Genomic DNA, 15,448 nt, shown 5'->3' with positions numbered 1-15,448 from the left:
GCCTACGGGGCGGGGTGCAGGCGCCGGGCCAGCTCCAGGGCACTGCGGCCGCTGGCGATGCCCGGCACCAGTTGGCTGAAGGGGATGTCGATCAGCCGGTCCTCGCGCACCGCCCGCAGCCGCGACAGCACCGGGTCACGCTGCAGCAGCTGGCGTTTGCGCGTGGCCGGTGACCACAGGGCGTCCGCCAGCAGCAGCACGTCCGGGTCGTTGCTCAGCAGGGTTTCGCTGTCGACCGTCAGGCGCGGGCGGTCGATGGCAGCGAAGCTGTTGCGCGCGCCGGCGGCCTGCAGCAATACCCCGACAAAACCGCGCCGCCCCTGGCTGGCCAGGCCGTTGACTTCGCTGTCGAGGTAGAACACCGCAGGCCTGTCGCGCCCCTGATACAGGGCCGCCGCCGCGTCGAGGTCGGCCTGCTGCCCGGCGATCAGTTGCGCCGCCCGGGCGTCCTGGCGCAGCAGCCGGCCCAGGGTCAGCAGGTCGTGACGGATATGCCCGAAGTAGTCCTCGTTGTGCCCGGCGCAGGCCGACTCCAGCAGGTAGCTGGCCACGCCAATGCCCCTCAGGCGCTGCCGGGAACTGAAGGACTCGGGGAACGCCGAGGCAAAGCCGCCCACCACCAGATCGGGCTTGAGGCTGTAGAGCACCTCCGCCGACGGGTATTGCCGGGCGATCACCGGTACGCCGTGGTAGTGCCCGTCGGCGCCGGCATCGTCGTCCAGGTAGGCCACGCCGATCAGCGACGGCCCGGCGCCCAGGGCCAGCAGCAGGTCGGCGCTGTGCTGGTTGAGGGCGACGATGCGTTGCGGCGGCGCGGCGATCTCCCAGCGCTGGCCGCAGTTTTCATAGGTGGTGGCCAGGGCTGGCGTGCCGGCCAGACCGAGCAGGAGGCCGAGCAGCGGGGCGATGGGGGTTGTTCTAGGCATCTGTCGCGCCTGCGTAAGGCGAGGGAATCAGCAGATCGGCTACCGGCGCGCCTGCCACTAGGTGTTGCTGCACCAGGCGCAGCACCTGGGCGTCGTCGCCGACCCGGTACCAGCAGCCATCCGGGTGCACCGTCAACACCGGCCCCAGGTTGCAGGGGAACTGGCAGGCGGTGCGGGTCAGCAGCACGCCACCGGGTGTCTCCATGTGCTCCAGGCGCAGCAGCTCGCGGCGCAGGGTCTTCCACAGCGCCAGGGCGCCGCGCCGCACGCAGCGCGGGCCGGTGCAGAGGAACACCTGGCGGGCGTGGGGTGGCACCCGCGACCAGTCCGGGTCGCAGGCCACCGCGTTGACCTTGTCGCAGGGCAGGTGGCGCTCGTGCTGGTCGACGCTGGCGCAGGCCAGGGCTGCGTCCAGGCCGCGGCGGCCCAGGGCCTGGGCGGTGATCCAGGGTTGCGGCGCTTGCGGGTGGGCGCGGGCCAGGCGCCCCAGTTCGTCGCGCAGCCAATCCAGGTAGGCGCTGTCGGAGCTGGGCTCCAGGTCCACCACCAGCAGCGCCGCGCCGTTCTCGGGCAAGGGTTCGTCGAGGGCGGCCCAGAGGCTGTCGAAGCCGTCCAGGGTGTCGATCACCCGGGTGCTGGCGTCGTTGCCCCGCAGCCGATGAAGCTCGCGGCGAAACGCCTCGCCCAGGGCGCCGCTGTTCAGGCCGGGGCCGACGAACAGCACCCGTTGATAATCCTTGTGCATGGCAGTCGTCCTCAGAAGCGGTAGGTGTAGCGCACCTCGGTGGTGAAGGGGCGCCCCAGGTTGTCCACCCGCGGGTTGTTGCTGGCGATGCTGGTGCTGTAGTCGCGGTCGAAGAGGTTTTCCACCAGCAGGCTCAGGCGATGCTGCTGGGCCGTGTCGAGGTAGCGATAGGCATCGGCGTCGACCACCGAATAGTGGCCGTAGTCGATCTTCTTCGGGCTGTCGATCTGGCCGATGTAGCGGATTGCCCCGCCCACGCCCCACTGGCGGTCCACGGACTCGTAGCCCAGCCGCGTGCGGGCGAGGAAGCCGGGGATGTTGCTCAGGGTCACGCCGTTGCGCGACTCCACCAGGTTGCGGGTCATGTCCGCCTGCAGGGTCCATTGCGGGCTGAACTGCCAGCGCCCGTCGATCTCCAGGCCACGTACCTTGATCCGTCCTTGGCCATTGACCCAGTCGATGCCGTCGAGGGCGATCAGGTCGTCGATCTTGCGCTGGAACAGCGTGCCGCTGGCGTTGAAGTCGCCGGCCAGCAGGTGGCCCTGGTAGTCCAGGCCCAGCTCGGCATTCACGCTCTTTTCCGGCTTGAGGTGGCGGTTGCCTCGTTCATCCTCCTCGTTGGCGAACAGTTGCTCGGCGTTGGGCAGCTTGAAGGCGCTGCCGAACTGGCCGCGCAGTTGCCAGTGGGGCGAGAGGTCATACAGCGAGGTGAGCATGCCCACCGTGGCGCTTTCGCCGCCGCTGATCTTCTCGTGACGCACGCCGATGCTCGGGTGCCAGTCGGGCAGGGCTGCCAATACCGGGCGCAGTTGAGCGTAGAGGGCGTTGGCCTGGGCGCTGTTGTCCTCGATCTTGAGCACATCGTCCTGGCCCTTGAACCACTGGTTGTCGCTGCCGAACACCAGCACATGGCCGCCGTCCAGCTCGGCCTTGCCCTCGGCCTGCAGGCCCCAGTCGGTGAAGCCCCAGTAGTCGTTGTGGTTGATCACCTTGAGGCCCCCGCCCTCGGTGGTGTTGATGCGGGTGTAGCGGGTGTCCCAGTCGTTGACATGGCCTTTGACGAAGTAGCTGAAGCGCTCGCCCAGGCGCTGCTCGAAGGTCGCGGTGGCGATCTGCTGGATGCGGTCGTTGGTGGTTTTATGGTTGTTCACCGGGCGGGCGAAATCCAGGTTGGCGTCGCTGTACTGGTAGAACAGTTCCAGCCGCGAATCGTCGGCAAAGCCCTGGATCGCCTTGGCGCCGAAGGTGGTCACGGCATAGCCGCGTTTCTTGTCCCGGGTGTTGGGGCTGTAGGCGCTGTTGCGATAGGGCTGGTAACCGTCGGAGACGTTATGGCTGACATAGGCCAGCAGGCCCAGGTCGCCCAGGCCGTTGCTGAGGATCTGCTCGGCGCGGGCATCGCCGCTCTGGCCCCGGAAGCTGTCCAGGCCCAGGTTGACCTCGCCGGAGACGTCGCGGGTCTGCGGGCTGCGGGTGACGATGTTGATCACCCCGGACACCGCCTGGGTGCCGAACAGCAGGCTCTGGCCGCCCTTGAGCACCTCGATGCGCTCGATGGCGTTGGCCGGCAGGGTGTCCAGGTACAGGCCGCCGTACAGGCGGTTGTTCAGGCGCACGCCGTCCAGCAGGATCAGGGTGTCGTCGTTGCGCCCGCCCAGCAGGGAATAGGTGCCGTAGTCGAAGGGGCCGTTTTTCGGTGCGACGTAGAGGCCCGGCACGTACATCTGCAGGACCCGGGTGATGTCGCTGCTGGGGCCGGCACGCTCGATCTGCTGGCGATCGATGATCTCCACCTTGCTGCCGTACCTGGCCATTTCGGCCACCGTGGTGGACTCCACCGAAGGGGCGGAAACCCATTGCTGCTCCAGTTTCAGCGGCGCGTCGTCCGCCAGCAGCAGGGGGCTGAACAGGCAGCCGAACAGGGCGCCGCTCATGCTGCGGCGCGGTGCACGCCAGTCGCGTGCAAGGAAAGTCTCAGGTGTTGTCATTCTTGGTCTTCTCGAAAGTGTCTTCGGGAAGCACGCAGGAGAAGGTATCGGCCACAGGCACGCGACCATACCGGCCCATGCCCGCCCACCGCAGGATTGCCAAACACAGGTTCCAGGCCGGTCTCCGGGCTGACGAGTGTGGCGGCATTCGCCTTCCCATACCTTGGGTACAGTGGCGTGTTGAATGCAGCACTCGCTTACCGTTGCGGGGGCAGCACCGGACTAGCCCTGAAGGGGCGCACCGGTTTCCCGTTTCACCTCATGCACGGCGGCATGAGGCACCTGAAACTGGGCGGCATCTGAACACTCGCACCGACGTTCGTCAACGTCGGGCCTGGCGCCGGGTGCTTGCGGTTCAAGGGCGATGGCGGATCTGCAGCGAGTCGTGCCTGATAACGGGCAAGGCGGTGGCTACGGCAGCGCGGCGGTTTCCGGGGTCAGGTGCCGCTGTGAGCGCCGTGTCGGCGGGGACTCGCAGGCCAGCAGCGGCACGGCGCGCACCGAGTCGCCGGGCTGCAGTTGCAGGCGTTTGGCGGTCAGGCGGTCCACCAGCAGGCAGCCGGACACCAGGCGCCCGGGCGCGGCGGTGATGCGGCAGTTCTCCAGGCGCCGGTTGTGAATCAGCCACACCGGCGCCTGCGCGTCCGGAGTGCCCACCAGCAGGGGCAGGGTCTGGCTTTCACGCACGCTGCGGATCTTCGTCACCTCGGCCTCGATCAGCGGCCCGCCGTCGAAGATGTCGATGCAGCCCTGATGGTTGAAGCCTTCGTCCCGCAGGATGTGCACCGCCTGCTCGGTGCTGTGGTGGGCCTGGCCGATGGCGGCCTGGGCGGCGGGGCTGAGCAGGCAGGTGTACAGCGGCTGGCGTGGCATGAGTTCGGCGATGAACGGCTTGCTGCCCTGGCTGGACAGGCGATTGGCCTGCTGGAAGTCCATCTTGAAGAAGTGGCGCCCCAGGCTGTCCCAGAACGGCGAACGGCCCTGGCCGTCGAGCTGGCCCCGCAGCTCGGCCACCAGCTTGTCGCCGAACAGCTTCGGGTATTCGGCGACGAACAGCAGGCGCGCGGTGGACAGCAGGCGCCCGGCGTAGCCCTGGCGCTGGTCGTGGCGCAGGTACAGCGAGCAGAGCAGGGATTGCCCGGTCATCTCGTTGCACAGGAACAGGGTCGGGATCTGTTTTTCGATCCCCAGCTCCGGGGCGCGGCCGCGGGTGATGCCCACCCGGTAGTGGTAGCAGGGCTCGCGCAGGCCGATGGCGCCGCTCAGGCCGCAGACGCCGATCACTTGCTGGTCGTCGTCCTCCAGTACGAACAGGTAGTCGGCGTCGGCCCGTTCCACCTGATTGGCGAAGGTGCGCTGGGCCCAGCGCAGCCGATGAGCCAGGCGCTCGGGGTCGGTGGAGAGGTTGTTCAACTCGCGACCGTTGCCTTGCAGCAGCCTCAGCAGCGCCGGCAGATCGGTGACGCGGATCGGACGGACGATCATGGCACAGCTCCTTGACGCTGCCCGGGGCAGCGGTAAAACCGCGGCTGGCTCATAACGCCACCGCCCGCACCGGCTCGCCCGGTGTCAATTGCAGGGCCTGGAACATCGAGTGGTCCAGGCCGATCACGTCCCCCGGGGCCTCATCCAGGGGCACGACAATCGCGCGAAAGCCCTGCAGCCGGTCATTGCTCAGCAGCCAGTGGCGGCCCTGGCCGCTCTGCGGGCTCAGGTAGCTGGTCGCGACCCGGCTCTGAATGATCGAGCGTAGCTGGTTATGGCGTGCCTGCAGGGTCGGGCCGGCATCGAACAGGTCAACGTACTGGGTCGGCGCAAAGCCCTCGTCGACGAGGATGTCGCAGGCTTCCCGGGCCGCCGGGTGAATGCGTCCGATGCAGTCCTGGGCCGGCTGCGGCAGCATCGGGATGTACAGCGGGTACTGGGGCATCAGTTCGGCGAGAAAGCCGCGGCCCTGCAAGGCGCACAGGCGTTCGGCCTCGACATAGGGCAGGTCGAAGAAGTGCTGGCCCACCGCCGCCCAGAAGGGCGATTGGCCGGCGTCGTCGCTGTAGCCGACGATCTCGCTGATGCAACTGTCGGCAAAGCGCCAGGGGTGCGCGGCGATGAACAGCAGGCGCGCGCGGGAGGTCAGTTGCGCCTGGGGCGTGCCCGCCAATGCCGGATCGACATGGAAGCTGCGCAGCAGGGTCTGTTCGCTGAGGTCCTGGCACAGCGACAGGGTCGGCACCGCCTGCTCGATGTTCAGCTCGCGCGAGCTGCTGATGAAGGGGCGGTTGCGCAGGCTGTAGAAGGGGGTGGCAAAGCCGGCGGTGGCGAGAATGTCCGAGCAGCCGTGGAGTTGGCCGCTGTCCTGGTCCTCGAGCACCATAAAATAGTTTTCCGGACCCTGGCGGGCCTCGACCTTGGCGAAGGACGCCAGGGAGTCGAGGATCTTTTCCCGCAGGCAGGTTTCGTCATCCACCAGCGAAGTCACGCCCAGCAGGCGTGTGCCGGCCAGTCGCAGCAGTTGAGGCAGATCGGATAACGCCACCGGACGCAAGGCCAGCATGGGGGTACTCCTGTATCAAGGGCCGTTCGCCCGGGGCGAACATCGGCCAGACATCACTGTCGGTGACCACGCAGTTGCACGGCCGCGGCATCCGGCGGCCGGTCCCCGGGGCGGCTCTTGGCGGCTGCGCGCGGGGTGCGCGCGACGCCATCCGGCGCCGCGCGGGAGGTTATTGCTTGAGCGGATCGGGCAGGGCGGCGCCGCTGCCCAGCTTGTTCAGCAGGAACAGGTAGACCAGCCCGGCGAGGATCCAGATGGCGCCGAGTTTCTGCGCGTCCACGCCCATGTTGTACATGATGGCGCTGACGATCACGAAGCCGATCACCGGGCAGATCAGGTGGCGGATCACCTGGCCGGACTTCTGCCGGCGCCAGTAGAAGTTGATCACGGTGATGTGCAGCAGCATGAAGCCGCTCAGGGCGCCGAAGTTGACCAGGGAGGTCAGGGTATCCACCGAGTTGATGAACAGGTAGCAGATCAGCAGCGACAGCACCGCCACCAGGTAGATGCTGATGTGCGGGGTGTTGTGTTTCGGGTGGACCTTGGCCAGCACCTTGGGCAGCTTGCCGTCGCGGGCCATGCCGAACAGCAGGCGCGACACCGCGGCTTGCGAGGTGATGGCCACGGCCACGCCCCAGGCCAGCGCCGTGGCCACCCCGGTGAGGGTCGCCAGCCAGCTGCCGGCGGCCAGTTCGGCGATCTCGTAGAAGGCGGTGTCGGCGGACTTGAAGCCCATGCCGGCGGCCAGGTCGGTGGCGATCCAGGTCTGCACCACGAAGATCGCCCCCATCACCACCAGGGTGATCAGCGCGGCGCGACCGACGCTGCGGCCCGGGTCGCCCTTGACCTCTTCGGCCAGGGTCGAGATGGCGTCAAAGCCCAGGAACGACAGCACCGCGATCGACACGCCCTGCATCAGCAGGCCGAAGTGGAAGTTCTCCGGGCTGTACAGCGGCGCCAGGGTCAGTTGGCCGTTGCCGGCGCCCCCGTGCAGGGCGTTCCAGGCGTAGAACAGGAAGATCCCCAGCACCACCAGCTGCGCCAGCAGGAACAGGATGTTCATCCGCGCGGTGAAGGTGATGCCCCGCAGGTTGACGAAGGTGGCGCTGACCAGGAACGCCAGGATGAAGCCGACCTTGGGCACTTCCGGGTACAGGTGGTTGAGGGCCATGGCGGCGTAGACGTAGAGCAGCGGCGGAATCAGCAGGTAGTCCAGCAGCATCAGCCAGCCGGCGAGAAAGCCGACATGGGGATTGAGGCCGCGCTGGGCATAGGAGTAGACCGAGCCGGCGATGGGGAAGGCGCGGGCCATTGCGCCGTAGCTCAGGGCGGTGAAGACCATCGCCACCATGCCGATGATGTAGGCCAGGGGCACCATGCCCGGGGCTTCCTGGTTGACGTAACCGTAGACCCCGAACGGGGCGATGGGGATCATGAAAATCATCCCGTAGACCACCAGGTCGCGCAGGCTCAGCCCGCGCTTGAGTTCCTGTTTGTAGCCGAATTCTTCAATCTCCATGAAGCGGTTCTCCTTGTAGCCAATATAAGTGGACGAAGGCGGCGCCGAGGGTCGTCATGGACACCTCGGGCGCCGGCCTGTGTTTGAACCTGGCAGGGTTAAAGACACACCACAGCGTGTTTTCTTGTTGTCGTTGCAGTCCTGCAAATCGTCTTGTTCGCGTTCAATCCTCTTGCTATCCGGGTTACAGCAGCGGCGCCAGGCGTTCGCTCCAGCACTGCACGGCTTCGGGGCTGCGCAGCAGATCGTTGCGCACCTCGATCAGCACCGATTCCAGGCCCCGGGCATCACCGTGCACCGGCACGGTCATGTCGCTCAAGGGGTCGATTTCATAAGGCTGGTTGCCCGCCACCTTTATCGGCAGGGCCCACAAACCTTCCAGTATCCGCGCGGCGTAGGCCGTGGCGTTGCCATACAGCACGCCGACTTCCAGCGAGCGCGGCTGGCTGTAGTAGATCGGCGTGAAGCTGTGGATCCCCACCACCCGCACTTCGCGGCCGGCGGCCAGGCGCCGGTCGATGATGCGCTGCAGACGCTGGTGAAACGGCGTGAACAGCTGCTGGCGGCGGTATTCGCGGGTCGCCTCGTCCAGGTGCTGGTTGCCCGGCACCTGATAGATCTCGCTCTGCAGCGGGATGCTGTCGGGAGCGTGGCGCGGCCGGTTGAGGTCGATCAGCAGGCGCGAATAGTTGGCCGCGATCAGGGTCGCGCCCAGGGCCTGGGACAGGCTCTCGGCCAGTTCCAGGGCGCCCGGGTCCCAGGCGATGTGCTCGCGGGCCGCGACCTTGTCCAGGCCCAGGTCGTGCAGGGCCGGTGGAATGTAGTGGCTGGCGTGCTCGCACACCAGGATCAGCGGATGCTCGGAGTCTTCCCGCAGCAGGCGATAGGCCGGTTCGGTATAGAAACCGTGCTCGGCGGATTTAGTACAGGTGTCCATAGTGCTCACAGAGTTCGGCAGCGGTCAGGTGCTCGGTCAGGGACACTTCCTTTTGTTTGACGGCCAAATAGGTGCTCAGCAGCGGTTCCGGCAGAGCCTGCAGCAACTCCGTGTTGCTGCGCAGGTAATCCAGGGCCTGGGGCAGGCTGCCCGGCAGGGGCACGATGCCGCTGGCCAGGCGCTGTTCGGCGCTCAGTTCATCGGGGACCTTGTCGGTCACCGCGTTCAGCGGCAGCGTCTGTTCAAGGCCCAGGCGTCCGGCGATCAGGATCACCGCCATGGCCAGGTGTGGCGAGGCGGTGGCGTCCAGGGCGCGGAACTCCAGGTTGTACTGCGGCGCCAGGGGCTTGCCGCCGATGTCCACGGTGGGGCAGATGCGCAGCGAGGCTTCGCGGTTGCGCAGCCCCAGGCAGGCGTAGGAGGCGCTCCAGTGATGGGGCTGCAGGCGCTCGTAGGACAGCGGCGTCGGCGCGGTGAAGGCGCACAGCGCCGGCAGATGCTTGAGCACCCCGGCGGCCCAGTGCTGGCCCAGGCGCGACAGGTCGTCGCCGCTGACCGCCTGGGGATCGTAGAGCAGTGGGGTGCCGTCCAGGTCCTGCAGGCTCAGGTGCAGGTGCACGCCGTTGCACACCGCGTCGGCGGCGGTCTTGGGCGCGAAGCTGACCCGCTGCCCCAGCTGCCGGGCGATTTCCCGGGTGATCTCGCGCACGTTCACCGCGCGGTCGGCGGCCGCCAGGCCCTGGGTCGGGCGGCAGGTGATTTCGTACTGCCGCTTGCCGTATTCGGGGAGGAACATTTCCGGTTCGGCGCCGGCGGCCCGCAGCGCCGCCAGCAGCCAGCCGCCAAAGGCCGCGCCCTGGCGCTGGGCTTCCAGGGAGAAGGCCAGGTGCTGGCGCTGGCCGGCGCCGGTGTCGAGGTTGAATTCATGTTCGAAGGCCGCGGTGATCTGGATGCCCAGCTCGCGGTAGCGCTCGATTTCGTTGCGCAGCAGGGTGCGCGGGCAGGCCGCCCAGGGCTTGCCGTCGGTTTCGCAGATGTCGGCGTGGATGAAGTCCAGCGGCGCCGCGCTGGCATCCGGCCCAGCACCGACACTGACCCGGCTGTCCAGGTCGGGAATCAGCCGCAGGTCGCCGTAAGCGCCCCAGGGGTTGTCCTCGGCGATCAGGTCTTGGGGCGTCAGGGCGCTGTTGGCCGGCACCCAGCCGCAGCCGCCGAGCCGGTAGCGTTCCAGTTCGTCGCTGGGAAAGGAACGGCCCCGGGTCACGCCGATCAGGTCGGTGGTGACCAGGCTGGTCATCGCCACCGGGGTCAGGGCCTTGATGCCCTGGCCGCGGCTCATCCGCGGATCTCCCGCAGGCGGCCGAGCACGGTGTCGGTGTCGGTGATCCAGCAGTAGCCCTTGATCGCGTTGAGGCAGGCCTGGTGCCGGGCGTCGCCGTAGGTGGCGCAGGCGTCTTCCACCAGGGTCACCAGGTAGCCGCGGTCGGCGGCGTCGCGCACCGCCATGTCCACGCACTGGTCGGTGACGATCCCGGCGACGATCAGGTGGCGGGTTTCCAGGTTGCGCAGCACGTAGTCGATGTTGGTGGAATTGAACACCCCGGAAGAGGTCTTGGGCAGCACGATCTCGTTTTCCACCGGGGTCAGCTCGTCGATGATCGCCGCCTGGGGGCTGCCCTTGGGCAGGTGCATGTTCGACAGCTTGTGGTCCAGGGAGCGGTCACGGCCGTCGGCGGTCAGGCTTTCGATAAGGGTGTGCAGCACGTTTTGCCGCGCCTCGCGCACCGCGGCCAGCAGCCGTTGCTGGTTGGGGATCACCCGCTCCCGGACCCGCTTGAGAAAAGCCTCGCCCTCGGGGCCTTGCAGGTGCGGGTCGAACTGCGGTTCCAGCCAGGCGCGCTGCATGTCCACCAGCAGCAGGGCGGTGTGATCGACAACGAAGGGCAGGTCGCGGGGCGAACGGTGGGGCAGGCTGAACATCCTTATTTTTCCTCCAGCACATGGGTATCGAATTGCGCCCGCAGGGCATCGATGCCCTCCAGGCGTTGACCAAGATGGGCGCTGCGCAGCGTCAGGCAGGCGATCAGCGCCTCGACCTGGGCCAGCGCCGGCACCAGGGTGTCGAAGGGCGACAGCGATTCCACCGGGGCGCTGATGATCAAGTCCGCCAGCTCCCGCAGCGGCGAGGCATAGATATCGGTGAACAGCACGACCCGGGCGTGACGCGCCTTGGCCGCGCTGGCCACCCGCAGGGCCTGGGACTGATAGCGGCGGTAGTCGAACAGCAGCACCAGGTCCTGGCGCTGGATATCGAACAGGCGGTCCGGCAGCTGCGCATTGTCTTCCAGCAACAGGCAGCCGGGGCGCATCAGGCGCAGGTGGTTGAGCAGGTAGTGGGCGAGGAAACTGCTGAAGCGTCCGCCAAAGCAGTACACCGCGTGGCGGTTGTCCTGCAGCCAGTCCACGAGCACGCGCACGTCTTCGGGCTGGGTCAGGGCCTGGGTGTCCTGCAGCGCGCGCTGGCTGTCCGCCAGGTAGCGGCCCCAGGTGTCGCCCTGAGCCACTTGCGCCCGGGGGCGGAGCAGGGTGCTGGGGGACCGCAGGCGATCGTCCATGTCGCTGAGCAAGGCTTCCTGGAATTCGCCGTAGCCGCTGAAACCGAGCTTTTTCACCAGCCGCACGATGGTCGGATCACTGACCCCGGCGTGTTCCGCCAGGCGCGACATCGGTCCCAGGCCGTTGCGCGGGTAGTGGTCGAGCAGCGCGCGCACCACCTTGCGTTCCGCGGGCGTCAGGTCGAGGGCCGAGTCGGTGATCAGGTCTTTGAGAGAGGGCATCGGGTGCCTTGGACAGTGATGTCGGTTTTGTTTCATGAAAAGGCGAAATTGATATTTATGTAATGGACGCTACATGTCTAGTGAAAAATTGGTTGATATCGGAATGCCCTGAAATGGGGCGGGGGCGGGGTTGGGGTTGGGGGGCGGGGTACATATCCGTTGCTGCGGTAACGGCTGCTTACGGTTTCGCCCTTACGGCGAGTCACTTTTACCAAACGCCGTAAAAGTAACCAAAAGGGCTTGCCCCTCCATACGGCCCCTCGCTGGGGCTCGGGGTGCCCGAGCTCCGGCATTGCTCCGGGGGCCCGCCGCCAACCGGCCATCCATGGCCGGGTGGCGGCTAGCTCGGCATCCATGCCGAGCTGCCCCCTACGCAACGCCTACGCTCGGCCTGCTGGGAAGGGGCCTGAAGATCAAGATCAAGATCAAGAGCAAGATCAAAAGCCAAGCTGCGCAGGCAGTCTCCTTGTAGCCGCTGCCGAAGGCTGCGAACGAGCGCTCGCGCTCGCAAAACCAGGCGGCGCGATATGTCAGGAATATCGGGGAGGCAGGTTTAGCGTCTCCTGCGGAGCCGTGCGCAGCCTGCGGCAGCGGCTACAGAGTATGTGCGTTCTGTAGCCGCTGCTGAGCCTGCGAAGCTGCGAAAAGGTCCGCAGGACCTTCAGCCCTCCCAAGAGTAACGTCGCCCAGTGAAGGACTAATGAAACAAGGCCGGCCGGCAGGCCGCCGTCAGATGTTGATCTTGCTCCGGCTTTTGATCTTCCTGCCCCTTTAGACACGATGGCCGAACGCAGGCATTGAGCCGTGGGTAACCCGGCAGGACGCCGGGTTAGCCGCACTGGGCCAGGGATGGCCCATTGCGGCGGCCCACGGATCAATGCCGGAGTGAGGGCATGCCGAGCCTAGGCGAGGCACCGAGTGGAGGGGCAGGAGCGTTTTGCTCACTTTTGCGCTCTTCAAAAGTGAGTCGCTGTAAGAGCGAAACCATAAGCAGCCGTGACCGCAGAAATGGATATGTACCCCGTCAAACTCGCTGTAAGAGCGAAACCCTAAGTAGCCGCACCCGCAGCAACGGATATGTACCCCCCAAAAAAAGCCGAAAAGCTCGATCAATCCCCCCGCCTTTCGCTCCGCAAGCCCTCACAACCAACCCCCAATTCAATCAATTGCTCCAGAGGCACCGCCGGCGAGAAGAAGTACCCCTGGGCACAGCCAATGCCAATGCTCCGCAGAATATCGATCTGCTCCTGAGTCTCGACCCCTTCGGCGGTCAGTGTCGCCTGGTACAGGCGGGCGCTTTCCTGGGCGATGGACACGGCGGTGCGCATCCGTTCGTAGTGCAGCAGCGAGATCATCGAGTGGTCGATCTTCACTTCCGCAAAGGGGTATTTGGCCAGGATGCTCAGCGCCGAATAGCCGGTGCCGAAGTCGTCCAGGGACAGGGTCACGCCATGATCCTTGAGCAGGAGCATGTTGTGGGCCGCTTGGCGGGTGTCCTGCAGCAGGGTGTTTTCGGTCAGTTCCAGGGTCAGGCGGTGGCCGGGCAGGCCGCTTTCCTTGAGGCGCTGTATCAGCAGCACGGCAAAGTTGGCATCGCTCAGGGTCGAGGCCGAAACGTTGACCGCCAGCGGTCCCGTCAATCCGGCGTCGATGTAGCGCCGGGCATCGCGGATCACCGCTTCGATGGTCGACCATTCGAAGGCGTGCTGCAGGTCGTGGTGGCGGATGACGTCGAGAATCAGCAACGGAGAAATGGCCGCGCCCTGTTCGTCCCGGGCCCGCAGCAGGGCTTCGGCGCCGATGACCGTGCGCCGCTCCAGGCAGAACTTCGGCTGGTAGTGCAGAGGCGGGTTGTGGGTGCGCACCCATTCCAGCAACTGCTGGCGGATGCGTTCGTTGCTCTGGGCCTGCTCGATCAGCGACTGGTGCAGGTAGCGCACCGGCTGGCGGCTGTCCTCCAGCGCCAGGCTGATATTGCGCAAGGTGACGGTGGGGCTGCCGCCGGCGCAGGCATCGATCACGCAGTACTGCAGGGTGGGAGGCAGGCCGCCGTCGCCGGGCAGGCTGGCCTGCAGGGTCATTTGCAGGGAGGTCAGCAGCGCCGACTCCTCGACCTGGCGGATCCCGCAGTTGGGCAGGGCCAGGGCGATGCTGAGGTCGGAGAACATGAAGGGGCTGGGCTCGCTGGCGGTCTGCAGGACGTGCCTGGCCGGCCCGTCCCTGAACTGTTGCGCCAGGCCGATCAGCAATTGATCGCTCCAGTCGTGACCATGGATGGCCACCAGGTCCTTGAGATTGCCGATCTTGATCACGATCAGGGTGTGCCGCCCGAGCTTGGGGCCGTTGTGCTGCAGCAGTTGTTCCAGGTAGAGGTTCAGGGCCCGGCGATTGGGCAGTTGCGTGGTCGAGTCGGTCAGGGCCTGTTGCAGCAGACGCTGCTGGGCCTGCTGGTAGCGCGCTTCGCGGCGCAGCATGGCGAGGATCAGGATGATCAGCGGCAGCGAGAGCAGGGTCGAACTGATCCGCAGTGACAGCAACTGGGCATTGATGGCGGAATCGATGCTGCCGAACCAGTCGATCAGTTGCATCGGGGCGATGGCGGCGGCGATCCGCACCAGCACCACCAGCGCCATATCCTTCAGGCGCAGGGACCACAGGTCGCGCGACTCGAACCAGCGGTGCAACAGCACGCCGCCCAGGGTCATCAGGCTGAAACTGAACAGGGCTTCGGCAAACAGCTCGGCCCCGGCGATCCAGAAACGTGCCAGCGCCACCAGTGTCAGGCAGGCCAGGCCGCCCCACCAGCCGCCCAGCAAACCGGCAAGAAACAGCATGTCGTTGCTCAGGAACGCCTTCACCGGGGTTTGCATGAACTGCGAGGCCAGGGCGATCAGCGCGACGTTGCTGGTGCCGAGGATCAACCCCAGCAGCACTTTCTTGGATTTGATCAGGCGCTGGGCATCTTCGCGCAGCATCAGCAGGGTGCTGAAGATCCCGACCATGGCCACGTATTGCAAGAGGATGATCGGCAGCAGCGAAGTGTTGACTGCCAGGTCGAGAGACATGAGCTCCCACATACCGCTGTGCATGGTTGTTTAGGTGCCTGGTTGGGTCGAAACGTGGAAGAGGGCTGGAGGATAAGAGGGAGGTGCCTGGGTGGCCTATAAGCTGATTCTCTTTTTGAAAGCAGTTTGTTCTTGATTTTTATGAGAGCTTTCCAGCGCTCGCCGTCGGTTTTTTTCCCTCGGCCATCGTGCTACAACCGCGCCTCACCCCTGATAGCCCTTTGTCGAGATTGCCCCATTGCCGGCCACCCGCCTGACCCTGATCTGCCATGCCCGTACCGCTGCCCAGAAGCAGGCGCGCCTGCCCCTGGACGAAGCCCTGGAAATGGACTGGCAGGCCCAGGCCCTGAGTCGGGCGGCGGCTTTCAAGCCCGGGCTGCGGGTGCTCTGCGGGCCGGAGCGGCGCACCCGGCAGACGGCCGCGCTGTTCAGCGCCGCGCCCCAGGTGCAGGAGGCCTTGCGCGATTGCGCTGTGGGCGCCTGGCAGGGGCTGCGGCTTGCCGAGTTGCAAGCGCGAGAGCCCCAGGCCTTGCAGGCCTGGCTCGAAGACCCGCAGTGCGCGCCGCCGGGGGGAGAGTCGCGGGTCGAGTTGTGCCAGCGCGTGGCCCAATGGCTGGAGCAGATGGCCCAGCAGCCCGGGCACTGGCTGGCGGTGACCCATCCCATGGTGATCCGCGCGGCCATGCTCCAGGTGCTGCAGGCGCCCCTGAGCAGCTTCAACCTGCTGGACATCGAGCCCCTGGGCCGCCTGGATTTGAGCCACGCCGGGCGCTGGCGCCTGCGACTGGACGGCCGTGACTGAGCCCCTGGGCCGGCGGCGCATTGGTCGGGCGCGTCGCGCCGCCCATACTGTCCCCAGGCACAGCAGCGAGAACCTGAC

Annotated in this window: 12 protein-coding genes and 1 riboswitch; of the genes, 1 reads left to right on the top strand and 11 read right to left on the bottom strand. The window is 66.5% G+C overall.

Annotation, left to right across the window (positions count from 1 at the left end; all coding sequences use genetic code 11):
* Positions 1-2: 2 nt before the first annotated feature.
* The 11 genes from GGI48_RS03735 to GGI48_RS03685 form a co-directional block, all read right to left on the bottom strand.
* Positions 3-926 (bottom strand): ABC transporter substrate-binding protein, encoded by a 924-nt coding sequence (locus GGI48_RS03735; protein WP_179597046.1) that lies wholly within the window; start codon positions 924-926, stop codon positions 3-5.
* Positions 919-1,671, bottom strand: a complete 753-nt coding sequence (locus GGI48_RS03730; RefSeq protein WP_179597044.1) for a (2Fe-2S) ferredoxin domain-containing protein — start codon at positions 1,669-1,671, stop codon at positions 919-921. The genes GGI48_RS03735 and GGI48_RS03730 overlap by 8 nt, the downstream gene beginning before the upstream one ends.
* 11 nt (positions 1,672-1,682) lie before the next feature.
* On the bottom strand, positions 1,683-3,605 hold the full coding sequence (locus GGI48_RS03725; RefSeq protein WP_260620667.1) for a TonB-dependent receptor plug domain-containing protein: 1,923 nt from the start codon (positions 3,603-3,605) through the stop codon (positions 1,683-1,685).
* A 151-nt stretch (positions 3,606-3,756) separates the two neighbouring features.
* A riboswitch (cobalamin riboswitch) is annotated at positions 3,757-3,960 on the bottom strand.
* Between the two features lie 110 nt (positions 3,961-4,070).
* The gene (locus tag GGI48_RS03720) at positions 4,071-5,144 is read right to left on the bottom strand and encodes an arginine N-succinyltransferase (RefSeq protein WP_103742345.1); all 1,074 of its coding nucleotides are present in this window, start codon (positions 5,142-5,144) and stop codon (positions 4,071-4,073) included.
* Between the two features lie 49 nt (positions 5,145-5,193).
* Entirely contained in the window at positions 5,194-6,210 is a 1,017-nt protein-coding gene (locus tag GGI48_RS03715) for an arginine N-succinyltransferase (protein WP_179597040.1), read from the bottom strand.
* Between the two features lie 169 nt (positions 6,211-6,379).
* On the bottom strand, positions 6,380-7,729 hold the full coding sequence (locus tag GGI48_RS03710; RefSeq protein WP_047303382.1) for an APC family permease: 1,350 nt from the start codon (positions 7,727-7,729) through the stop codon (positions 6,380-6,382).
* Positions 7,730-7,913: 184 nt separating this feature from the next.
* Positions 7,914-8,666, bottom strand: a complete 753-nt coding sequence (locus GGI48_RS03705) for an N-formylglutamate amidohydrolase (RefSeq protein ID WP_016965618.1) — start codon at positions 8,664-8,666, stop codon at positions 7,914-7,916.
* Complete coding sequence (locus tag GGI48_RS03700; RefSeq protein ID WP_179597038.1) at positions 8,650-10,005, bottom strand: glutamine synthetase family protein; 1,356 nt, start codon at positions 10,003-10,005, stop codon at positions 8,650-8,652. Before GGI48_RS03700 ends, GGI48_RS03705 begins: the two co-directional genes overlap by 17 nt.
* Positions 10,002-10,646: an isochorismatase family cysteine hydrolase gene (locus tag GGI48_RS03695; RefSeq protein ID WP_179597036.1), complete on the bottom strand. Its 645-nt coding sequence runs from the start codon at positions 10,644-10,646 to the stop codon at positions 10,002-10,004. The genes GGI48_RS03700 and GGI48_RS03695 overlap by 4 nt, the downstream gene beginning before the upstream one ends.
* Before the next feature lie 2 nt (positions 10,647-10,648).
* Positions 10,649-11,503: a MurR/RpiR family transcriptional regulator gene (locus GGI48_RS03690; RefSeq protein WP_179597034.1), complete on the bottom strand. Its 855-nt coding sequence runs from the start codon at positions 11,501-11,503 to the stop codon at positions 10,649-10,651.
* Between the two features lie 1,109 nt (positions 11,504-12,612).
* Positions 12,613-14,568 carry a GGDEF domain-containing phosphodiesterase gene (locus GGI48_RS03685; protein WP_179597032.1) on the bottom strand — a complete coding sequence of 652 codons (1,956 nt, stop codon included), beginning with the start codon at positions 14,566-14,568 and terminating at the stop codon, positions 12,613-12,615.
* A gap of 238 nt (positions 14,569-14,806) precedes the next feature.
* Between GGI48_RS03685 and GGI48_RS03680 the strand changes: the two genes are divergently transcribed.
* Positions 14,807-15,370, top strand: a complete 564-nt coding sequence (locus GGI48_RS03680; protein ID WP_179597030.1) for a histidine phosphatase family protein — start codon at positions 14,807-14,809, stop codon at positions 15,368-15,370.
* Positions 15,371-15,448 lie beyond the last annotated feature (78 nt).

Origin of the sequence: Pseudomonas protegens (assembly GCF_013407925.2) — a bacterium.
GTDB lineage: Bacteria > Pseudomonadota > Gammaproteobacteria > Pseudomonadales > Pseudomonadaceae > Aquipseudomonas > Aquipseudomonas fluorescens_AP.
The sequence above is the reverse complement of the archived record's forward strand: the minus strand, read 5'-3'. Positions and strand labels throughout refer to the sequence as shown.